The 21281-nt window shown below is 74.4% G+C and carries 18 protein-coding genes; 7 read left to right on the forward strand and 11 right to left on the reverse strand.

The genetic code is table 11. The annotated features are described in order from the left end of the window. Positions 1-173: 173 nt before the first annotated feature. The gene (gene msrB, locus GSF02_RS16215; protein WP_159798400.1) at positions 174-590 is read left to right on the forward strand and encodes a peptide-methionine (R)-S-oxide reductase MsrB; all 417 of its coding nucleotides are present in this window, start codon (positions 174-176) and stop codon (positions 588-590) included. A 138-nt stretch (positions 591-728) separates the two neighbouring features. Here msrB and GSF02_RS16220 read toward each other — a convergent pair whose 3' ends face one another. The 4 genes from GSF02_RS16220 to GSF02_RS16235 form a co-directional block, all read right to left on the reverse strand. Then, positions 729-1214: a MarR family winged helix-turn-helix transcriptional regulator gene (locus GSF02_RS16220; RefSeq protein WP_159798402.1), complete on the reverse strand. Its 486-nt coding sequence runs from the start codon at positions 1212-1214 to the stop codon at positions 729-731. Positions 1215-1408: 194 nt separating this feature from the next. Beyond that, a complete protein-coding gene (locus tag GSF02_RS16225; protein WP_328799038.1) occupies positions 1409-3049 on the reverse strand; it encodes an MDR family MFS transporter in 1641 nt (546 codons plus the stop codon). A gap of 46 nt (positions 3050-3095) precedes the next feature. Continuing rightward, on the reverse strand, positions 3096-3605 hold the full coding sequence (locus GSF02_RS16230; RefSeq protein ID WP_159798406.1) for a MarR family winged helix-turn-helix transcriptional regulator: 510 nt from the start codon (positions 3603-3605) through the stop codon (positions 3096-3098). 219 nt (positions 3606-3824) lie between these two features. Next, positions 3825-5285, reverse strand: a complete 1461-nt coding sequence (locus GSF02_RS16235) for a sugar porter family MFS transporter (RefSeq protein WP_159798408.1) — start codon at positions 5283-5285, stop codon at positions 3825-3827. 242 nt (positions 5286-5527) lie between these two features. Here GSF02_RS16235 and GSF02_RS16240 point away from each other — a divergent pair, with 242 nt between their 5' ends. The 3 genes from GSF02_RS16240 (at position 5528) to GSF02_RS16250 (ending at position 8114) form a co-directional block, all read left to right on the forward strand. Continuing rightward, positions 5528-6127, forward strand: coding sequence for a hypothetical protein (locus GSF02_RS16240; RefSeq protein WP_159798427.1), 600 nt, complete (start codon positions 5528-5530; stop codon positions 6125-6127). Positions 6128-6482: 355 nt separating this feature from the next. After that, the gene (locus tag GSF02_RS16245; protein WP_159798410.1) at positions 6483-7106 is read left to right on the forward strand and encodes a DUF47 domain-containing protein; all 624 of its coding nucleotides are present in this window, start codon (positions 6483-6485) and stop codon (positions 7104-7106) included. 3 nt (positions 7107-7109) lie between these two features. Further along, entirely contained in the window at positions 7110-8114 is a 1005-nt protein-coding gene (locus GSF02_RS16250) for an inorganic phosphate transporter (RefSeq protein WP_159798412.1), read from the forward strand. An 84-nt stretch (positions 8115-8198) separates the two neighbouring features. Here the strand turns inward: GSF02_RS16250 and GSF02_RS16255 are convergent, their stop codons facing one another. From GSF02_RS16255 to acs, 6 genes are all read right to left on the reverse strand, one after another. Beyond that, complete coding sequence (locus tag GSF02_RS16255) at positions 8199-9200, reverse strand: PDDEXK family nuclease (RefSeq protein WP_201308967.1); 1002 nt, start codon at positions 9198-9200, stop codon at positions 8199-8201. A 352-nt stretch (positions 9201-9552) separates the two neighbouring features. Then, positions 9553-10533, reverse strand: coding sequence for a histidine phosphatase family protein (locus GSF02_RS16260; RefSeq protein ID WP_159798414.1), 981 nt, complete (start codon positions 10531-10533; stop codon positions 9553-9555). Positions 10534-10627: 94 nt separating this feature from the next. Further along, positions 10628-13027, reverse strand: a complete 2400-nt coding sequence (locus GSF02_RS16265; RefSeq protein ID WP_159798416.1) for an RNA degradosome polyphosphate kinase — start codon at positions 13025-13027, stop codon at positions 10628-10630. Between the two features lie 95 nt (positions 13028-13122). Continuing rightward, a complete protein-coding gene (gene mshD, locus GSF02_RS16270) occupies positions 13123-14073 on the reverse strand; it encodes a mycothiol synthase (RefSeq protein WP_159798418.1) in 951 nt (316 codons plus the stop codon). 67 nt (positions 14074-14140) lie between these two features. Then, positions 14141-15178, reverse strand: coding sequence for a GNAT family N-acetyltransferase (locus tag GSF02_RS16275; RefSeq protein ID WP_159798420.1), 1038 nt, complete (start codon positions 15176-15178; stop codon positions 14141-14143). Positions 15179-15255: 77 nt separating this feature from the next. Beyond that, positions 15256-17313, reverse strand: coding sequence for an acetate--CoA ligase (gene acs / locus GSF02_RS16280; RefSeq protein ID WP_235915634.1), 2058 nt, complete (start codon positions 17311-17313; stop codon positions 15256-15258). A gap of 200 nt (positions 17314-17513) precedes the next feature. On the opposite strand from acs, the gene GSF02_RS16285 reads away from it, so the two are divergent. Further along, on the forward strand, positions 17514-18617 hold the full coding sequence (locus GSF02_RS16285; protein WP_159798422.1) for an NADH:flavin oxidoreductase/NADH oxidase: 1104 nt from the start codon (positions 17514-17516) through the stop codon (positions 18615-18617). Positions 18618-18950: 333 nt separating this feature from the next. Here the strand turns inward: GSF02_RS16285 and GSF02_RS16290 are convergent, their stop codons facing one another. After that, positions 18951-19790 (reverse strand): HAD family hydrolase, encoded by an 840-nt coding sequence (locus GSF02_RS16290; RefSeq protein WP_159798423.1) that lies wholly within the window; start codon positions 19788-19790, stop codon positions 18951-18953. A 148-nt stretch (positions 19791-19938) separates the two neighbouring features. Between GSF02_RS16290 and GSF02_RS16295 the strand changes: the two genes are divergently transcribed. Then, the gene (locus GSF02_RS16295; RefSeq protein ID WP_159798425.1) at positions 19939-20577 is read left to right on the forward strand and encodes an ArsR/SmtB family transcription factor; all 639 of its coding nucleotides are present in this window, start codon (positions 19939-19941) and stop codon (positions 20575-20577) included. Beyond that, positions 20574-21281: MFS transporter (locus GSF02_RS16300; RefSeq protein ID WP_328799039.1), on the forward strand; the 708-nt coding region annotated here is incomplete at its 3' end. The genes GSF02_RS16295 and GSF02_RS16300, both read left to right, overlap by 4 nt.

Genomic DNA, 21281 nt, shown 5'->3' on the forward strand with positions numbered 1-21281 from the left:
ACGTCGGGCCCAGCGGCGTCGTCGGCGCACCCGGGCGGTGCGCCGGCCGCGGGCGACGGCTCCGCGGCGGCCCGGCGGCGCCGGCGCGGCGGCCGCGGTCGTGGCCGTGGTGGTAGCGGTGGCGGGAACACCGGCGGTCGCGGCACGGTTGCCCGCGATGGAGGTGTGTCGCGATGACCGAGCAGACCAAGTACGACGTGACCAAGACCGAGGACCAGTGGCGGGTCGAGCTGAACCCCCAGGAGTTCGCCGTCCTGCGGCAGGCCGCCACGGAGCGGCCGTGGACCGGTGAGCTGCTCGGCGAGCACCGCACCGGCGTCTACCGGTGTCGGGCGTGCGGCAACGAGCTGTTCCGCTCCGACACCAAGTTCGAGGCGCACTGCGGGTGGCCGAGCTTCTACAGCCCGCTCGCGGGCGACCGCGTGGAGCTGCTGGAGGACCGCAGCCACGGCATGGTGCGCACCGAGGTGCGCTGCGCGCGGTGCGGGTCCCACCTGGGCCACGTCTTCGACGACGCCCCGCAGACCCCGACGGGCGACCGCTACTGCATGAACTCGATCAGCCTGACCTTCGAGCCGGCCGAGGGCTGAGCCCACCTCCTCGGCGGCCGCGTCCGCCGGGGCAGGCCGGGGGCGGTCGGACGCCACCTGGACAACCGGAAGGGCCGGTGCACGCCGTCGCGTGCACCGGCCCTTCCGCATCCGCGGGGTGCCCGGGCCGGCCTCCGGTCACGGGTTCGCGTCGCGCCAGCGCACCCAGTCCTCGGAGTAGCGGCGCAGCAGGGTCGCCAGCTGCGCGACGTCGTCCGCGTCCCAGCCGGCGAGCGACTGGCGCATGGCCTCGACCCGGCTGTCCCGGGCCCGGGCGAAGCGCTGCTCGCCGTCCGCGGTGAGGGTGATGCGCTGGCCGCGGGTGTCGTCCGGGTCCACCTCGCGGTGGATGAGCCCGAGCGCCTCCAGGCGCGAGAGCTGGCGGGACACGGTCGCCCGGCCCACGCCGAAGTGGGCAGCCAGGTCGGAGCCCCGGGTGCCGGGGTTCATGTGGATGTGCGCCAGCAGCGGGTACGCGCTGGCGTCGAGCTCCGGGTGCACGCGCCGGGCGGTCTGCGTCCCGGTGGACTGCGCGCGGCGCACGATGAGGCGGATCTCGCGCTCCAGCGCCCCGAACGGGTCGGTCGCGGGGTCGGGCGGGGTCTGCTGCGACTCGGAGGCCATGCGCCCCATCATGGCCTGCCGATGGGTGCCCCGGGACCGGAAATCGCCCCGGGGGAGCGGAAATCGCCCGCCCCGGGTGAGGGGAAGTGGCGTACTTCACCCGGGACGGCCGGCCGGGACGCCGACGGCGCGGCACCCCGGGTGAGGGGTGCCGCGCCGTCGTGGGCCCGAGGGCCCGAGAGCACGTGCAGCGGTCAGGCGCGCGGCGTACCGGTCGCGTCGCCGGCGCGAGCGCCGTCGTCGCCGACCGACGCGGCGGCGAGCTCCTCGCCGACCGTGTCGGCACCCGCCGCCATCGCGGCCTGCGAGCGGTCGCCGGCCGACTGCTGCTCCAGCAGCTGCTCGACGCCGGAGCGGGTGCCCAGCGGGATCTCCTTGAGGAAGATCACGCAGACCAGCGCGATGATCGCCATCGGCACGGCGACGAGGAAGATCTGCGAGATGCCGTCCGCGTAGGCGTTCTCGATGATCGTGCGGATCGGGCCGGGCACCTTCGACAGGTCGGGCACCGCGCCGCTGTCGCCCATGGCCGAGGCGGGGACGCCGGCCTTGGCCAGGCCCGTGGCGATGTCGTCCTTGACCTGGTTGGCCAGGACCGCGCCGAGCGCCGAGACGCCGATCGCACCGCCGAGCGAGCGGAAGAAGGCGACCGTCGAGGTGCCGGCGCCCATCTCCCGGATGTCCAGGGTGTTCTGGACCGCCAGGACGAGGTTCTGCATGAGGGCGCCGACGCCCAGGCCCAGGCCGAACAGGTAGATCGAGATCAGCACGAAGCTGGTGTGCGCGTCGATGGTCGACATGCCGAACAGCGCCGCGGCGAACACGACGCCGCCGCCGATCATGATCGCCTTGTAGCGGCCGGTCTTGGAGATGATGCGGCCCAGGACGATGCCGGCGAGCATCGTGCCCACGACCATCGGGATGGTCAGCAGGCCGGACTCCGTCGGCGTCTTGCCGCGCGACAGCTGCAGGTACTGCGACAGGAACACCGCGGTGCCGAACATGCCCACGCCCACGGCGATCGAGCCGATCACGGCCAGGACGAAGGTGCTGTTGCGGAACAGGTGCAGCGGGATGATCGGCTCGCTCACGACGCGCTCGACGAGCACGGCCGCGACCAGCGCGACGACCGCGCCGCCGACCATGGCGAACGTCTGCCACGAGACCCACTCGAAGTCGTTGCCGGCGAAGGTGACCCACAGCAGCAGCAGGGACACGCCCACGGAGATCAGCGCGGCGCCCCAGTAGTCGATCTTGGCGGTGCGGCGCGGCAGCTGCGGCAGGTGCAGGGTCTTCTGCAGCACGAGGATCGCGACGACGGCGAACGGGATGCCGACGAAGAAGTTCCAGCGCCAGCCGACCGCGTCGGTCAGCACGCCGCCCAGCAGCGGGCCGCCGACCTGCGACACGGCCATGACGCCGCCCATGAGGCCCATGTACCGGCCGCGCTCGCGCGGGGAGACGATGTCGGAGACCAGGACGGTCGCCAGGGCCATGAGGCCGCCGGCGCCGATGCCCTGCACGGCGCGGCAGGCGATGAGGGTGCCGATGTTGTGCGAGAAGCCCGCCGCGGCGGCGGACAGCACGGTGATGACGAGCGCGATCTGGACGAGGGCCTTGCGGTTGACCAGGTCGGCGAACTTGCCCCACAGCGGGGTGCTCACCGTCTGGGTGAGCAGCGTGGCGGTGACGACCCAGGTGTATGCGTGCTGCGAGCCGCCCAGGTCGGACACGATGCGGGGCATCGAGGTGGAGGTGATCGTCGCCGCCAGCAGGGCGACGAACATGCCGAGGATGATCCCCGAGAGCGCCTCGAGGACCTGGCGGTGGGTCATCGCCGGGCTGTGCCCGGGTGCGGCCGCCGCGGGGGCCGTGGTGTGACTAGACATTCGTGCTCTCTTCTTTGCCGTTCTCGTAGCTCGTGATGGCAGCCGCGACTCTGCGGATGTGGAAGGCGGCCTCGGCGACGTCCTGGTCGGACCAGTCGACGAACACCTTGGCGAAGACCTCGGAGAACTCGTCCTTGACCTGGTCGACCAGCGTGCGCCCGGCGACCGTCAGCTCGAGCAGCCGCACGCGCCGGTCGGACTCGTCGACGGTCCGCTGCACGTACCCGGCGTCCACCAGCTGGCTCACCTGGCGGCTGGCCACCGACACGTCGACCCGCAGCTTGGCGGCGACGTCGGTGATCTGCACCGGACCGCACAGCGCCAGCAGGCGGATCACCCCGATCCCCGCGCGGGGCCAGCCGAGCCGGTGGGCCAGCTTGCCGGCCGCCTCCCGCTGGGCGCGTCCGAGCTCCTCCAGGGCGGTGAGGATGTCGCCGGCGCTGCCGGCGGGGGTGTCGGCGCCGTACGCGGCGGGCTCGGAGAGAGATGCGCTACTGAGCATCACGTCCTCCTTGGTTGCTGCATACAACTATATTTCTGGTGCTTGCAGCAAGCAAGTAGTTCCCGTGTGACGTGCACGACGTCGGTTCCGGGTGGGCGCCGGCATGCGCCGGGCACGCGCCGGGCGTGCCCGCCGCCGCACGACGACGGCGCGTGCCCCCTCGCGGGGACACGCGCCGTCGTCGTGCTGCAGGCCGCGGCCGAGCCGGCCGCGGCAGGGTCAGGCCACCGCCGGGCGGGGAGCCTCCTCGCCCATGTCCTCGAGCTCCTTGCCCTTGGTCTCCTGCACCTTGCCCAGGACGAAGAAGAAGGACAGCGCCGCGAAGATCGCGTACATGAAGTAGGGGATCGAGGCGCCGAACGCGTCCAGCAGCGGCGGGAACGTCATCGTGATGGCGAAGTTGGCGATCCACTGCATGGCCGCGGCCACGCCGAGCGCGGCGGCGCGGATGCGGTTGGGGAACATCTCGCCGAGCAGCACCCAGACCAGCGGGCCCCAGGTGGCGCCGAAGAACACCACGAACAGGTTGGCCGAGACCAGCGCCACGACGCCCCAGGCGCCCGGCAGCGTGATGTTCTCGCCGGAGCCGGTGGACTGCGTGAACGCGATCGCCATGAGAGCGAGCGTCACGGTCATGCCCGCCGACCCGATCAGCAGCATCGGGCGGCGGCCGACCTTGTCGACCAGGGCGATGGCGATGAACGTCACGACGACGTTGGTGATCGAGGTGATCGTCGAGACGGTGAAGGCCTGCGACTCGTCGAAGCCGACCGCCTGCCACAGCGTCGTGGAGTAGTAGAAGATCACGTTGATGCCGACGAACTGCTGGAACACCGACAGCAGGATGCCGACCCAGACGATCGGCTTGAGGCCCAGGGCGCTGCCGCGCAGGGAGCCCAGCTCGGCGTTCTTCTCGTCCGTGGCGATCGAGCGGTGGATCTGCCCGAGGCGGTCGTCGACGTCCTCGTCCGGGCCGAGCACCGAGGCCAGCACCGAGCGGGCCTCCTCGTCACGGCCCTTGGCTGCCAGGTAGCGCGGCGACTCCGGCATGCGCAGCGCGAGGATGCCGTAGACGGCGGCCGGGACGACGCACACGAGGAACATCCAGCGCCAGGCCTCCCAGCCCAGCCACAGCTCCTCGGCGGCGCCGCCGGCGGAGGTGGCCAGGACCTGGTCGGAGAGCAGGGCGGCGAAGATGCCGACCGTGATGGCGAGCTGCTGGAGCGAGCCCATGCGGCCGCGCAGGGCGGCCGGGGCGATCTCGGCGATGTAGGCCGGGGCGATGACCGAGGCGATGCCGATGCCGACGCCGGCCATGAACCGCCAGATCGCCAGGTCGAGGGCGCTGAAGGCCACGGCCGAGAGGATCGAGGAGACGAAGAAGAGCACGGCGCCGAGCACCATGACCCGCGTGCGGCCCCAGCGGTCGGCGAGTCGCCCGCCGGCCCAGGCGCCGAGCGCGCAGCCGAGCAGGGCGACCGCGACGACGAAGCCGGTGACGGCCGCGCTGAGCGAGAACTGCCCCTCGATGGCGTCGACGGCGCCGTTGATCACCGAGGAGTCGAAGCCGAAGAGGAAGCCGCCGACGGCGGCGGCGAAGGCGAGCCCGAGAGCCTTGCGGTGCGCGGAGCGCGCGGTGGTGGCTGTCGGGCTGGGTCTGGTGCTGGGCGCGTCGCTCACGCGGGGCTCCTCGGGTCGGGTGGGACGTGTCGAGTTCGGCGGGACGCCGCGGTGCGCCGGCGGTGCTCGTGGCGGGCGGGCGCGCGCAGGTCCGGCCTCGATGCTACGACTGGTCCGGACCACCGGCGCGCCAAGCCGGGGCGCGCAGCCGCCGGGACACCGCGCCGGGCGGGCGCCGGGCGCGGTGCCAGACTGGCGGGGTGAGCGACAGCGACCCCCGCCCCCGCTTCCGTCGTCCCGCCATGCTCGACCCCCGCGACGCCGAGCAGCTGCCGGGCGCCCTGGACCCCGCGCTGCGGGACGAGGTGGCGCACACCACAGCCCGCGCCGTCGTGCACCGCGCCCGGGCGTCCGAGGACCCGGAGGTGGTCGCGCGCCTGGTGCAGCTCGTCGAGCGGGAGGGCCTCGACGTCGTCGCCTCGCTGTGGGCAGACGCGGCGCCCGTCACCCTGCCCGGCGCCCTGTGGCGGCTGTACGTGCTGCGCGAGTGGGTGCGCCGCGACGCGCACACGATCGGCCTGCGCTACCGGCTCGGCGTCGACGCCGCCCCCGTGCACGAGGTGGTCGCCGGCGTGCCGCGACCGCCCGCGCCGGAGGACCTGCGCTCGCTCGCCGACCAGGTGCTGTCCGGGGTCTACGCGGGCGACCTCGCCGTCGCGCTGGAGCGCGCGGCGTCGTTCTGCCGCATCCTCGCCACGGGCGCCGCGTTCGACGCCGACGCCCGCGAGGTCGCCGACCCGGTGGGCGCCACCCGCATGACCCGCGGCGCCGCCGACCTGCAGCGCACCGCCCAGGAGCTGGAGCAGGCGGCGGCGATGTGGCGGGCGGACAGGCTCGACTGAGGCCGCCGGTCGCCCGGGGCGCGGTACCGACGTCGTGCAGGCCACACCCCCGTGGGAATGCGGGGTGGGCGACGTCGGTTAGTGTGGAACGTGCGACGCCGGGCTGCGGTAGCCCCGGGCTCCATCTTCAGCCGCTACGAGCGGCCACGCGCCGAGAGGCGCTCCCGGTCCGGCGTCGCACACAAGCACCCCCGGGACCACCCGGACCCTCGGCGCCGTCAGGACGGCGCCCCGGCGCTGTCGCCGCTGGCCGCGGCGCCGCAACCCCCGACCGGACGACACACCGCGCGTTGGTCGGCACCGCTCACGTCGCCCTACGCTGTGAGGGATCAGTCCTCTCGACCAGGAGAACGACGTGCGCCTGCGCCTGACACCGCGCGACACCACCTACTTCGACCTCTTCGCCGCCCTCGCGCAGCACAACGTCACCGGCGCCGGCCTGCTGGCCGAGCTGCTCGGTGCCGACCGGGCGGGCCGCAAGGCCATCGCGAAGCGGTTCGTCGACGCGGAGCACCTGGCGGACGACGCCGCCCACGCCATCATGAAGCGGCTCAACCAGACCTTCGTCACCCCGTTCGACCGGGACGACATCTACGGCCTGGCCTCCGCGCTGGACGACTGCATGGACGCGATGGAGGAGGCCGCCGACCTCATCGTCCTGTACAAGGTCGAGGACCTGCCGCCGCGGGTCTCGGAGGTCGTGCAGGTGCTGCAGCGCTGCGCCGAGCTCACCGCCGAGGCGATGCCGCGGCTGCGCTCGATGGAGCAGCTCTCGGAGTACTGGGTCGAGATCAACCGGCTCGAGAACCAGGGCGACAAGCTGCACCGCAAGCTCGTGGCGCAGCTGTTCGACGACCTGGCGACCGACCCGGTCACGCTCATCAAGCTCAAGGAGATCGTCGACGTCCTCGAGGACGCCTGCGACGCCTTCGAGCAGGTGGCCAACATGGTCGAGACGATCGCGCTCAAGGAGTCCTGAGGCGTGGAAGCAGCCCTCGTCGTCCTCGTGGTGGCCCTGGCCCTCGGGTTCGACTACACCAACGGCTTCCACGACGCGGCGAACGCCATCGCCACGTCGGTCTCCACGCGGGCGCTGACGCCGCGCGTGGCGCTGCTCATGGCCGCCGTCATGAACTTCGTCGGTGCCCTGCTGGGCACCGAGGTGGCCGAGACGATCGCGCACTCGATCGTCGACCTGGACAGCCAGTCCAACCACACCGTGCTGGTCGTGGTGCTGTGCGCCCTCATCGGCGCGATCGTGTGGAACCTCATCACCTGGTGGTTCGGCCTGCCGTCGTCCTCCACGCACTCGCTGATCGGCGGGCTCGTGGGCGCGGGCCTCGCCGGCGGGCTCCTCGTGTACTGGGGCAACGTGTACGAGAAGGTCGTGCTGCCCATGGTGATCTCGCCGGTCGTGGGCTTCGGCCTGGCGTTCCTCGTCATGGTGGCGGTGCTGTGGATCTGGCGGAACGCCGCGCCTGCCCGCACCACCCGCCGGTTCCGCCACGCCCAGACCGTCTCGGCCGCCGCGATGGCCCTGGGCCACGGCCTGCAGGACGCGCAGAAGACGATGGGCGTCATCTACATGGCGCTGCTGACCGTCGGCTGGGCCGACCGCGACGCCGGCATCCCGCTGTGGGTCAAGCTGGGCGCTGCCGCGGCCATCTCGCTCGGCACCTACTCGGGCGGCTGGCGCATCATGCGCACGCTGGGCCGGCGCATCATCGAGCTGGACCCGGCGCGCGGCTTCGTCGCCGAGTCCGTCTCCGCGGCGGTGCTGTACGTCAACGCGTTCGCGCTGCACGCCCCGGTCTCCACGACGCACACGATCACCTCGGCGATCATGGGCGTCGGGGCCACCCGCCGGCTGTCGGCGGTGCGCTGGGGCGTGGCCAAGAACATCGCCGTCGCGTGGGTGCTGACCATCCCGGCCGCGGCGCTCGTGGCCGCGCTCGCCACGTGGGCGCTGACCCCGCTGCTGAGCTGACCGGCCCCGCCACCCTCGGTTGTCAGTACCAGCGCAGGCCATACCGTGCGCCGGTGCTGACAGGCGGTACCGCCTCTCCCGGTGTCAGTACGAGCGCAGGCCATACCGTGCGCCGGTACTGACAAAGGTCCGTGCGGGGGTGCCCGCGGGGGCGGGGGACGGGCGCAGGTAGTGCTCGAGCACCGCCCGCACGCGCTCCGGCTCGGCCCGGAGTGCCGCGGCCGGGATGCGCAGCCGGACCGTCCGCTCGTCCGGCAGGAGCTCGGCGTCGCGCATGAGGTCGGCGTACCACCGCGCTGCCTCCATGTGCCCGACCCCGTCGACCTCCACCACGAGCCGCCGCCCGTCCGGGAGGTGCCAGACGGCGTCGAGGTACCGCCACCGGCCGCGCGCGTCGCGCCGCCGCTCCTGCTGGAGCGGTGCCGGGAGGTGGGCGTCACGGCACAGGCGGGCGAGGTCGATCTCGCTCAGCGCGTCGGCGCCGCCCGCGATGTCCGCCAGGCTGCGCTGCATGAGCGTGCGGAAGCGCACCCTCCCGACATGGTCGAGCTGCTCGGCGAGGCGGTCCGGGGTCGTGAGCCCCTGCTGCACCGTGGCGGCGAGCAGGCCGACGGCGGTGCGTGCCGACGCCTGCCAGGCCGCGGCGTCGACCGCGCACCGTTCCACGCGGAACACGGGCAGCCCGTCGCGACGGACGACGTCCTCGGGAGCGAACCGGCGCGACTCGTGGACCACCACGCCCGGCGGCCGGAAGGGCTTGGCGCCGCGGGGCACGACGACGTGCAGGCCGGGCCGCTCCCAGCCGACGAGACCGTGCCGCGCCAGGCCCGTCCACGACCCGACGGCGACGTCCCCCGGGGCGCCGAGGACGGCGAGCCAGAGGGTGGCGTCGTCGTCGAGCGGACCGGTGTGCGCGACGACGAGGTCGTGGCAGACCAGGCGCCATCGCCCCGCCGCGACGTGCTCTGCCACGTGCCCGCGCCGGTAGCCGAGGCGGCGGAGCTGCTCACGGCTCGCCACCCCGTGCTGCCGGAGCACGAGGGCCGCGAGGGCCGCGTCCTGGAGGGCTCTCCGCGATCCTGTCACAGTCTCGATCGTCGGAGCCCGCATCGGTCGCACGGCAGGGGCGTGCGGATTCCTGTGGACGACGGCACTGTCGGCCGTCCTGGGGACCGTCTCGAGCGTGTCCGGTTCGCGCCGGGGGACCTGCCAGGAAATGTGCCAGGGACCGTGCCAGGGACCGTGCCAGGAGCTGTGTCAGTACGAGCGCAGCCCATGGCGTGCGCTCGTACTGACACCTCGGTGGTGCCGGCGGGTTGTCAGTACCAGGGCAGGTCATACCGTGCGCTCGTACTGACAACGCGCTCGTACTGGCAACGCGCTCGTACTGACACGCGCACCCGTGAGGGCCGGGAGCGCGGACGAGCGGGGGAGGCCCTCAGGACAGCGGCGGGCTCACGTGCTCCGCCGCCACCACGCGCGGCCCCTTCCCCGTGAGCGCCACGTGCGCCACCAGCATCTCGCCCGGCTCCAGGTACGGGTCCTTGCCGGGCAGCGCGTCGGCGACGGAGCGGCGCGAGTGCTGGCCGAGCACGTCGAGCACCGTGGACAGCACGGGGCGGTGCGTGCACAGCGCCGACGACCGCGGGGTCTCCAGCAGCTCCCGCACCGCGGCGGCGACCCGCGCGGGGGAGCGCTCGTGCTCGACCTCGGCCAGGTGCTCGGTGTAGGCCGGCCGCACCCCCGCGGCGCGCACGTACGGCTCCACCGTGGCGGCGCACCGCTCCCACCGGGAGCTGAGCACCGTCGTCACGCCGTACGCGGCGAGCACCGGCACGGCCGCCGCGGCGTGCGCGTGCCCGAGCGGCGTCAGCGGCCGGTCGGGTTCCTCGCCGTGCCACGCGTCCCGCGGCGTCGCGCGGCCGTGGCGCACGATGACGACGGCGTGCGTGTCGAGGCGGCCGTGCTCGAACTCGTGGACGAGCGCGGCCAGCGGCTTGCGGTCGGCTCGGCGGGTGAGCACCTGGGGCGCCTCGGCGGCGTCGACCCACTCGACCTTGTCGACCTCGTCCGGGCCGGCGGGGCCGAGCGGCGGGCGCGCCGCGAGGGCGGCGCGGTCCTCGGGCACCCGGGCCTCGCGCGCCGCCCAGTACCGCACGGACTTCCACCGTCCCTCGGGCAGCTTGTAGCGCAGGCCGGGCAGGGACGGGCCGATGATCACCGGTCCGCCGGTCTCCTCGGCCACCTCGCGCACCGCCGCCGCCTGCTCCGGCTCGCCGGCCTCGAGCTTGCCCTTGGGCCAGGACCAGTCGTCGTAGCGGGGCCGGTGGATCAGCTGCACCTGGAGGCGGCCGTCCTGGACGCGCCACACGAGCCCGCCCGCGGTGCGCACCGCGGGCGTCCGGGCGGAGCCGCTCACGAGGCGTGCCCGGCCGATCGCCGACGGCGGGGTGCGCCGTCGGGCGCTGCGCCCCGCGCGGCGCAGGCGCGTGACGTGGCGCGACCGTCCGGCCTCATCGGTCGAGCTCCGGGCGGCGGCGGTGGCGGCGCACGAGCTCCGACTGCAGGTCGGTCAGCGGCTGGCCCTCCGCGTCGTAGGCGTGGCGCACCCAGGAGCCGTCGGCGTGCAGGTGCCAGCTCGCCGTCTCGTCCGCCATCGAGCGGTCGACCAGGCCGACCAGCTCCTCGATCTGACCCAGGTCGGTGATGCGCACCAGCGCCTCGACGCGGCGGTCGAGGTTGCGGTGCATGAGGTCGGCCGAGCCGATGAACACCTCGGGCCCCGTCGCGGGCCCCTCGCCGAGCGCCGGGCCCGCGGAGTTCGCGAAGGCGAAGATCCGCGAGTGCTCGAGGAACCGGCCCAGGATCGAGCGCACCCGGATGTTCTCGCTGAGGCCCGGCACGCCGGGGCGCACGGCGCAGATGCCGCGCACCACGAGGTCGACCTTCACCCCGGTCTGCGAGGCGCGGTACAGCGCGTCGATCGTGGCCTCGTCGACGGCGGAGTTGACCTTCATCTTCACCCACGCCTCGTGGCCGGCCCGGGCTGCCGCGGCCTCGCGGTCGATGCGTTCGATCAGGCCGGCGCGCACGGAGCGCGGCGCCACCACCAGGCGGTGGAACCGCGACTGCGGCGCGTAGCCGGACAGCTGGTTGAACAGCCGCGTGAGGTCCTGGCCGACGTCGGGGTCGCAGGTCAGCAGTCCGTGGTCGGTGTACAGGCGGGCGGTCTTGGGGTGGTAGTTGCCGGTGCCGACGTGGCAGTAGCGGCGCAGCCCGTCGCGCTCCTGGCGCACGACGAGCGAGAGCTTGGCGTGCGTCTTGAGGCCCACGATGCCGTACACGACGTGGACGCCGGCCTCCTCGAGCTTGCGCGCCCAGGAGATGTTGGCCTGCTCGTCGAACCGCGCCTTGATCTCCACGAGGGCCAGCACCTGCTTGCCGGCCTCGGCGGCGTCGATCAGGGCGTCGACGATCGGGGAGTCGCCCGAGGTGCGGTACAGCGTCTGCTTGATCGCCAGCACGCGCGGGTCGGCGGCGGCCTGCTCCAGGAACGTCTGCACCGAGGTGGAGAACGAGTCGTACGGGTGGTGCAGCAGCACGTCGCGTCGGCGGATCGCGGCGAAGACGTCCGTGGGCTTGGCCGACTCCACCTCGGCGAGCTGGCGGTGCGTGGTGGGCACGAACGAGGGGTAGTGCAGGTTGGCCCGCTCGATGTCCGCGATGATGTTCAGGCCGGTCAGGTCGAGCGGCGCGGGCAGCTCGTAGACCTCCTCGTCCTCGACGCCGAGCTCGCGCACGAGCAGGTCGCGGATGCGGGGGCTGATGGTCTCGGCCAGCTCGAGGCGCACCGGCGGGCCGAACCGCCGGCGCAGCAGCTCCTTCTCCATCGCCTGCAGCAGGTTCTCGGCGTCGTCCTCCTCGACCTCCACGTCCTCGTTGCGGGTGACGCGGAAGGTGTGCGACTCGACGACCTCCATCCCGGGGAACAGGTGGTCGAGGTGCTGGGCGATGACCTCCTCGAGCGGCACGAACGACGTCGGCGACGTGCGCCGCGCCCCGCCCGACGCCGTCGGGTCGCTCGGGCGGCCGCGCTCGTCGACGGCGATGAACCGCGGCAGCAGCGGCGGCACCTTGACGCGGGCGAAGTGCTCCTTGTCGGTCAGCGGGTTGCGCACCACGACCGCGAGGTTCAGCGACAGGCCGGAGATGTAGGGGAAGGGGTGCGCCGGGTCGACCGCGAGCGGCGTGAGCACGGGGAAGATCTGCCTGCGGAAGAACTTGTGCAGCCGCTCCTGCTCGCGCTGCTCCAGGTCCTCCCAGTGCACGATCGTGATGCCCTCGGCCGCCAGGGCCGGCTGGACGTCCTTCTTGAACACCTCCGCGTGCCGGCTCATCAGCTCGTGCGCGCTCTTGCTGATCCCGCCGAGCACCTCCAGGGGCGACAGCCCCGAGGCGGCGGTGACCGCGATCCCGGTGGCGATGCGCCGCTTGAGACCGGCGACCCGGACCATGAAGAACTCGTCCAGGTTCGAGGCGAAGATCGCCAGGAACCGCACCCGCTCCAGCAGCGGCAGGTGGGGGTCCTCGGCGAGCTCCAGCACCCGCTCGTTGAACGCCAGCCAGCTCAGCTCGCGGTCGGCGAACCGGTCGTCCGGGAGCGGCTCGGGGCTCTCCGGCGACGGCAGGGCGTGGCCGGAGGCCGCGCCGTCCGGCTCCTCGGCGATGTGCTCGGCGATGTGCGCGGCCAGCTGCGGGTCGAGCGGGCGGCGGCGCGCCGCCGCGTCGTCGTCCGGCACGGTCTCCACGGCGGTGCGGTCCGACGGCGGCGTGACGCCGGCCGACGACGCGAACCGGCCGCTCGCGTCGCGCTGGTGGGGCGTTCGCGGGCTGGTGGCGCTCATGGTGCCCATCGTGGCACCGAAAGGTGAACCATGGGTGACCAAGATCGCACGTACCCGCTGCTGGCACGTCCGACGGCGGGGCGGCCCCGGGTCGGACGGACGGCTCAGGGCCGGCCGTACTGCACGTCGACGGCGGCCCGCTCGAAGCCCGCCCGCGCGTACGTGGCGAGCGCCGCGGCGTTGTCGCCGTCGACGTAGAGCACGCCCCGCGCGCAGCCGGCGCCGGCCAGGTGGGCGAGCCCGACGGCGGTCAGCGCGCCCCCGAGGCCGCGGCCCTGGTGGTCGGGGTCGACGCCGACGGCGTAGATCTCGCCGTCGCGGGCGCCGGCGGGCTGGTCGGGCTCGACCTTGGTCCACACGTAGCCGGCGGGGCTGCCGTCGGGAGCCTCGACGAGGAAGAAGCCCGCGGCGTCGAACCACGGCTCGGCCTGCCGCTGCCGCAGGTCGGCCACGGTGAGCCGGCCCTGCTCGGGGTGCGACGCGAACGCCCGGGCGTTGAGCGCGACCCACGCCTCGTCGTCGCCCCCCGGCACGATCGTGCGCGCGGTGTACCCCGCGGGCAGCCGGCCGAGCGCGCCGGCCACGTCGTCGGCCGCCGGGAGCGGCCGGGCCAGCAGCAGCAGCTCGCGCACGACGGCGTAGCCGGCCGCCGCGGCGAGGGCGCGCGCCCCGGGCAGGTCGCCGTGCGCCCAGACGCGCAGCTCCTTGCCGCGCTGGCCCGGCGTGCCGGAGAACATCGGCAGGCGGGCGTCGCGCTCCGCGGTGCGCAGCAGCAGGCGTCCGACGCCGCCGCGCCGGTGCCCGGGGTCCACGACGAGCTCGGCGCTGGCGACCTCGCCGGAGCGGTCGACCTGCAGGTAGCCGACCGCCTCGCCGGCGTGCGAGCGCGCGACCGCGTGGGTCAGCCACGGCTCGTCGGCGCCGAGCCGCAGCAGCGGCTGCTCGGACAGCGGCGCGACGCCGTCGACCTCCTGGGCGCGGGCCGCCAGGGCGCGCACGGCGTCCTGGACGGCGGGGTCGAGCGGGCCGATCTCGAGCGGGGGAGGGGTGCGCACGGGGCCATTGTCGCGGACGGCGCCGACCGGGAGGCGGCGGGCGCCCCGGCCGGGACGGACCGGGCGCTCAGCCGAGCGGTCGGCGCATGACGAACCGGTCCAGGGCGACGCCGTGGCGGACCACCGTCTCGCGCTCGACGACGCGGAACCCGGCGCGCTCGAACACCGGCCGCGCGACCAGGCTGGCGTGGGTGGTCATCTCCGGCGCGCCGCACGCGCGGGCGTGGTCGGTCGCGCGCGCGAGCAGCGCGCGCGCCACGCCCCGCCGGCCCGACCGGGGATGGACGAAGAGCCGGTCGACGTACCCCTCGTCGCGGACCACGGCGAACCCGGCGACCGTCCCGTCCAGGACGGCGACGAACGTCGTGGCCGCCCGCAGGGTCCGGTCCCAGTCCTCGAGCTGCGGCGGTGCGCCGAGCCACGCCGCGAGCTGTGCGTCGTCGTACGCGCTGCGGCCGGTGACGGTGATCGCCGCCCGGAACGCGGCGAGGGTGGCCGGTGCGTCGGCCGGGGCGTACGGGCGGACCTCGAGGCCGCCGTCCGCCGGCGCCTCGCCGACCAACGGCGGCGGGGCGTCCCGGTGCGGGTCGCGCAGCAGGAACGGCACGACGGCGAACCAGGCCACGGCGAGGACGCCGACGACCGTGCACAGGGTGCCGACCGGCGTGCGCGCCCAGTCCCGGAAGCCGTCGGTGATCTCGGGGGCGTCCGGGCGGACCGAGGGACGCAGCGGGATGTCGACGTGCAGCCCGTTCGCCGACGCGATCATGAGGGCCAGCGCGAACGCGCCGATCGCCGCCGTCGTGACGCCCCACAGCAGCCGCTGGCGCCGCGTGCGTCCGGGCAGCGTCCGCACGTGCTCGTGCCGCTCCGCCGCCCGGATCGCGGCGCGCGCCGCGGCGTTGAGCCGCGGGTCGGAGACCGTGAGCGTGCCGGCCCGGCGCAGCAGCCGGGCGCTGGAGATGCTGCGCCCGGCGTCGTCGGTCCAGGTGTCGGGTCCGGCCTTGCGCCAGACCCGACGGGTCCGGTCGTGGGCGACGGTGCCGACGGGTACCGCCCGCAGGTGGCGCGCGACGCCGAGCCGCAGGTCGGGGAGCGTCGTCATGGGGAGATCCTCCCGCACGACGACGCCGGGGCGGGTGGCGCGCACGCCACCCGCCCCGGCGTCGTCTGCGGAGCGGGTCAGTCCTCCGTGGGCTTGCTCGACGACAGGCCCGCCGCGATGAGCTCCATCACCGAGGAGTCCGCCAGCGTGGTGGCGTCACCGACGGTGCGGTTCTCGGCGACGTCGCGCAGCAGGCGGCGCATGATCTTGCCCGAGCGCGTCTTGGGCAGCTCGGGCACCACGAGGATGCGCTTGGGCTTGGCGATCGGGCCGATCTCCTTGGCCACGTGGCCCCGCAGCTCCTGCTGCACCTCCTGGGCGCCCTCGGGCGTGGCGGCCCGCTCGGCGTGCTCGCCGCGCAGGATGACGAACGCGACCACGGCCTGGCCGGTGGTGTCGTCGGCGGCGCCGACGACCGCCGCCTCGGCCACGATGTCGTGCGACACCAGGGCCGACTCGATCTCCGTCGTCGACAGCCGGTGGCCGGAGACGTTCATGACGTCGTCGACCCGGCCCAGCAGCCAGATGTCTCCGTCCTCGTCCTTCTTCGCGCCGTCGCCGGCGAAGTACAGGCCGGGGAACCGCGACCAGTACGTGTCCTTGAACCGCTGCAGGTCGCCCCAGATGCCGCGCAGCATCGACGGCCACGGCTCGGTGAGCACCAGGTAGCCGCCCCCGCCGTTCGGCACGGGGTGGGCCTCGTCGTCGACGACGTCCGCCGCCACCCCGGGCAGGGGCACCTGCGCCGACCCGGGCTTGGCGGCCGTGACGCCGGGCAGCGGGCTGATCATGATGGCGCCCGTCTCCGTCTGCCACCAGGTGTCCACGATCGGCGCGCGGTCGCCGCCGATCACCCGGCGGTACCACATCCACGCCTCGGGGTTGATCGGCTCGCCGACCGACCCGAGGACCCGCAGCGACGACAGGTCGAACTGCGCCGGGACGTCCTCGCCCCACTTCATGCACGTACGGATCGCGGTGGGTGCGGTGTACAGGATGGAGACCTTGTACTTCTCCACCAGCTCCCACCACCGGCCGCGGTGGGGGGTGTCGGGCGTGCCCTCGTAGAGCACCTGGGTGGCGCCGTTGACCAGCGGGCCGTACACGACGTACGAGTGGCCGGTCACCCAGCCGATGTCGGCAGTGCACCAGTAGACGTCGGTCTCCGGCTTGAGGTCGAAGACGTACCTGTGGGTGTACGCCGCCTGGGTGAGGTAGCCGCCGGTGGTGTGCAGGATGCCCTTCGGCTTCCCCGTCGTCCCCGAGGTGTAGAGGATGTACAGCGGGTGCTCGGCCCCGACCCACACCGGCTCGTGGAAGGTGTCGGCGGCCTCGACGGCCTCGTGCCACCACACGTCCCGGCCCTCGGTCCAGGCGACGTCCTGGCCGGTGCGGCGGACCACCAGCACGTGCCGCACCGAGCTCGCGCCGGCGCCCGACAGCGCCTCGTCGACGGCCGGCTTCAGCGCGCTCGGCGCGCCGCGGCGGTAGCCGCCGTCGGCGGTGATGACGAGCGTGGCCTCGGCGTCGGCGATGCGGCTGCGCAGCGCGTCGGCGGAGAAGCCCCCGAAGACGACCGAGTGCGGCGCCCCCAGGCGCGCGCAGGCGAGCATCGCGACGACCGACTCGACGAGCATCGGCATGTAGATGACGACGCGGTCGCCCTTGCCGACGCCGAGCGCGGCGAGCGCGTTGGCGGCGCGGACGACGTCGCGCTGCAGGTCGGCGTAGGTGACCGTGCGGGTGTCGCCGGGCTCGCCCTCGAAGTACAGGGCCACGCGGTCGCCGTTGCCGGCCTCGACGTGCCGGTCGACGGCGTTGTAGGCAGCGTTGAGCGTGCCGTCGGCGAACCACTTCGCGACGGGGGCCTCGGACCAGTCGAGCGTCTGGGTGAACGGTGTCTTCCAGGTGACCAGGTCGCGCGCCTGCTGCGCCCAGAACTCCAGCCGGTCGGCCCGCGCCTCGTCGTACAGCGACGCCTGGGCGTTGGCCTGCGCGGCGAACTCGGGGCTCGGCGGGAACGCGCGCGACTCGTGCAGGAGGTTCTCGAGGCTGGGGCCGCGGTCGGCCGCGGTGCCGCCCGCCGTGCCCCCCGCCGTGCCGCCCGACGTCGTCGTGGGCTGGGTGTCCGTCATCAGATGACCTCCGTGCGCGTCGTCGCGTGTGCAGTGCGGGCGGGGCCGTGAGCCCGCGGACCCCGCTCGGGGCGAGTGTAGACCGGGGCGTGACCACGCTCACGCCGGTGCGTCACACCGCCGCCGCGGGCGACGACGCGTGACCGACCAGACGGTCGCCCCGGGAATCAGTCAGCTGCCGCCGGCTGTTGACCACGACCGTGAGCCTCCTCTTCGAGCCCCTGCGGCTGCGCGACCTGACCGTGAAGAACCGCGTCTGGCTGGCCCCGATGTGCCAGTACTCCTCGACCGACGGGATGCCCGACGACTGGCAGCTCGTCCACCTGGGCGCCCGCGCCCAGGGCGGGTTCGGCCTCGTCCTCACCGAGGCCACCGCCGTCGTGCCCGAGGGGCGGATCACCCCGCAGGACGCCGGTCTGTGGAACGACGCCCAGCGCGACGCGTGGGCGCGCGTGGTCGACTTCGTGCACTCCCAGGACGCGGCGATCGGCGTGCAGCTCGCGCACGCCGGCCGCAAGGCCTCGACCTACCGTCCCTGGGCCGAGGCCCAGGGCACCGTGCCCGCCGCCGAGGGGGGCTGGGACACGCTCGCGCCGTCCGCCGAGGCGTTCCCCGGCTACGCGACGCCGCAGGAGATGACGCCCGAGCAGGTCGCCGCCGTGCCGCGGCAGTTCGCCGACGCCGCGCGGCGCGCCCACGAGGCCGGCTTCGACGTCGTCGAGGTGCACGCCGCGCACGGCTACCTGCTGCACCAGTTCCTCTCCCCGCTGTCGAACCACCGCACCGACGCGTACGGCGGCTCGCCGGAGAACCGCGCCCGCCTGCTGCTCGAGACCGTCGACGCCGTGCGTGCCGTCTGGCCCGAGGGCAAGCCGGTGGTCGTGCGCGTCTCCGCGACGGACTGGCGCGAGGACGGCCTCCAGGTCGACGACGTCGCCGCCGTGGCCAAGGAGCTCGCCGGGCACGGCGTGGACCTGGTGGACGTCTCCACCGGCGGCGTCGCGCCGGCCGAGATCACCGTGGGCCCGGGCTACCAGGTGCCGCACGCCCGCCGCGTGCGCGAGGTCTCGGGCATGCCGACCGGCGCGGTCGGCCTCATCACCTCGCCGGCCCAGGCCGAGCAGGTGCTGGTCGACGGCGCCGCCGACGTGGTGCTGCTGGCCCGCGAGGCGCTGCGCGACCCGCACTGGCCGCTGCGCGCCGCCCACGAGCTCGGCGTCAAGGCCGGCACGTCGCGCCGTCCGGCGCCGGACGGGCAGGGCATCGCCTGGGCGCCGCAGTACGAGCGGGGCGCCTGGCGCTGACGCCGTCGGCGCCGCCGGGTCCCCGGCGGCGCCCGGTGCCGGGCGGCGGCCGCTGCGCCCGGCCCCGGAGACGATCGCGGCACCCGGTGGATCAGGTCGGCCGGGTGCCGCTCTCGCCGTCGGGCTCGGGGAACAGGCGCATCATCCGCTCATCGTGACGGGGAGTGCCCCGCTCGATGTGTCCTCGACGTGGACTTTCTTTGCGTGGGTTCCGAGCCCGGCCGTTCTGTGGTGCTACTCCCATGCAACGCCTGCCGTGGGCCGCGCGCAAGGGGGAGCGGGGCAGGCCGCAGAGCGTCGCCCCCAGGTGCCGGCGCGGCCTCGTGACGCGGTTCAGCGGCGGCGCAGCAGCCGCCACGCGGCCCAGCCGACCGCGCCGGCGGCGAGCGCGCCCGCGGCGGCGAGCACCGGCGTCGGCGGGCGCACCGCGACCCGCAGGGCGACCGGCCGCGTGAAGGTCAGCACGCCCCAGCCGTGCTCGGCGGCGAGGCGTCGCATGGTTCGGTCGGGGTTCACGGCGAACGCGTGGCCGGCCGCGCGGAGCATCGGCGCGTCGGTCACGGAGTCGGTGTACGCGTAGCTCTGCGCGAGGTCGTACCCGTGCTCGGCGGCGAGCTCGCGCATCGCCGCCGCCTTGTTCTCGCCGTAGGCGTAGAAGTCGATCTGGCCGGTGTAGCGGCCGTCCTCGACGGCCATGCGGGTGGCGACGACGTGGTCGGCGCCCAGCACGGTGGCGATCGGCTCGACGAGCTCCGCCCCGGACGCCGAGACGATGACGACGTCGTGCCCCAGGTCGTGGTGCTCGGCGATCAGGCTGACGGCCTCCGCGTAGACGTACGGGTCGATGAGCTCGTGCACCGTCTCGGCGACGATCTGCTGGACCTTGCTCACGTCCCAGCCCGTGGCCAGCTCGGACAGGTGCTTGCGCATCCGCTCGGTCTGGTCGGCGTCGGCGCTGCCGAGCGCGAAGAGGAAGTGGGCGTAGGCGCTGCGCAGCACGTCGCCGCGGGTCACCAGGCCGCCCCGGTAGAAGGGCTTGGAGAAGGCCGCCGAGGCGCTCGTCGCGATGATCGTCTTGTCGAGGTCGAAGAACGCGGCGACGCGTCCGGGGGTGCCCCCGGCCGCGGGGTCCGCGTGCGTCTCGCGGTCGGGATCGGGCGTCGGCTCCGTCACGCCGCCGAGCCTAGCCGGGGGCCGGCCGGCCGCCGCGTGCTCCTCCGCCGCGTGCTCCTCCGCGTGTGCCTCCGGGTGCCCCGCCGCACCGGGTGGAACGCGTGCACAACTCTTGTGCACGAGTTCTGTGCAGAGTTGCTGTGCACACATGTCGTCGGAGCTGCCGTACACCCACGTCGAGCTGACGCCCGAGTCCGTCAAGGTGCTCGCCCACCCGCTGCGCTCGCGGCTGCTCATGGCCCTGCGCAAGGACGGGCCGGCGTCCGCCACCCGGCTCGCGGCGGCGCTGCGGACCAACACCGGCGCCACCAGCTACCACCTGCGCCGGCTGGAGTCCGTGGGGCTCGTGGCCGACACGGGCGAGGGGCGCGGCAAGGAACGGATCTGGCGCGCGAGCACGGAGAGCCACGGGTGGCACGGCTCGGCGTTCCGCGACGACGAGGACGCGCGGACCGCGCTCGACTGGCTCGTGCGTCGCTACCACCGGCAGTTCGACGAGGAGTACGCGCGCTGGCTCGACGTCGCCGACGAGTGGCCGGCGGCCTGGCAGGACGTCAGCGGCATGAGCGACGCGTGGGTGGAGGTGACGCCCGCCCAGGCGCGGGCGATGCACGACGAGCTCATCGGCGTCGTCAACCGGTACCTGCACGCCGGGGCCGGCGACCCGGCCGCACGGCGGCTGCACCTGTACCGGGTGGCGTTCCCGCTCGACCCGCAGGACGTGCCCGGCGACGCCGGCTCCGGCGACGAGGAGAGCGGCGCCGCGGCGGACGGGGACGCGCCGTGACCGCCGCCGGAGCGCTGACGCCGCAGCGGGTGCGCCGCGTGCTGCTGCTGCTCACCGTGACCCGGTGGTTCCCCGTCGGCATCGCGCTCACCGCCACCACGCTGCTGCCCGTCGAGCGCGGGCTGTCGGTGGCGCAGACGCTGACGCTCGCCTCCGTGACCGGCCTGGTGGTGTTCGCCCTCGAGCTGCCGACGGCGGGGTTCGCCGACGCGGTGGGGCGCCGGCCGGTGCTGCTGGCCGCGGCCGCGGTGCAGGTGCTCGCCGCGACGCTGTTCGCGAGCGCGCAGTCGTTCTGGGGCTTCGCCGCCGCGGCGGCCGCGACCGGCGTGTTCCGGGCGCTCGACTCTGGCCCGCTCGAGGCGTGGTTCGTCGACACGGTGCACGCGACGCGGCCGGGTGCCGACGTCGACCGCTCGCTGTCCCACCAGGGCACCGTGCTGGGCGCGGCGATCGCCGCCGGCGCGCTGGTCTCGGGTGGGCTCGTGTGGTGGCACCCGATCGCCGCGTGGTCGGCGCTGACCCTGCCCTCGGTGACCTACGCCGCCCTCGCGGTCGTGCACCTGGTGGCCGTGGCCGCGCTGCTGCGCGAGCCGGCGCGCGCGGGAGGTCCCGAGGCGCCGGCGGGCGTCCGGCGCTCGCGCCGACGCGTGCCCGCCCGGCTGCGCGCCGCCGCGGCGTCGGCGGGCGGCGCCCCGCGCGCGGTC

The sequence above is a fragment of the Puerhibacterium puerhi genome, from assembly GCF_009846865.1.
GTDB lineage: Bacteria > Actinomycetota > Actinomycetes > Actinomycetales > Cellulomonadaceae > Puerhibacterium > Puerhibacterium puerhi.

Bases quoted from the DNA above. Each gene is read 5' to 3' on its own strand.
- GSF02_RS16225 (WP_328799038.1), bottom strand. From the start codon at position 3,049: ATGACCCACCGCCAGGTCCTCGAGGCGCTCTCGGGGATCATCCTCGGC.
- msrB (WP_159798400.1), top strand. From the start codon at position 174: ATGACCGAGCAGACCAAGTACGACGTGACCAAGACCGAGGACCAGTGG.
- GSF02_RS16230 (WP_159798406.1), bottom strand. From the start codon at position 3,605: ATGCTCAGTAGCGCATCTCTCTCCGAGCCCGCCGCGTACGGCGCCGAC.
- acs (WP_235915634.1), bottom strand. From the start codon at position 17,313: ATGACGGACACCCAGCCCACGACGACGTCGGGCGGCACGGCGGGGGGC.
- GSF02_RS16275 (WP_159798420.1), bottom strand. From the start codon at position 15,178: ATGACGACGCTCCCCGACCTGCGGCTCGGCGTCGCGCGCCACCTGCGG.
- GSF02_RS16240 (WP_159798427.1), top strand. From the start codon at position 5,528: ATGCTCGACCCCCGCGACGCCGAGCAGCTGCCGGGCGCCCTGGACCCC.
- GSF02_RS16220 (WP_159798402.1), bottom strand. From the start codon at position 1,214: ATGGCCTCCGAGTCGCAGCAGACCCCGCCCGACCCCGCGACCGACCCG.
- GSF02_RS16295 (WP_159798425.1), top strand. From the start codon at position 19,939: ATGTCGTCGGAGCTGCCGTACACCCACGTCGAGCTGACGCCCGAGTCC.
- GSF02_RS16265 (WP_159798416.1), bottom strand. From the start codon at position 13,027: ATGGGCACCATGAGCGCCACCAGCCCGCGAACGCCCCACCAGCGCGAC.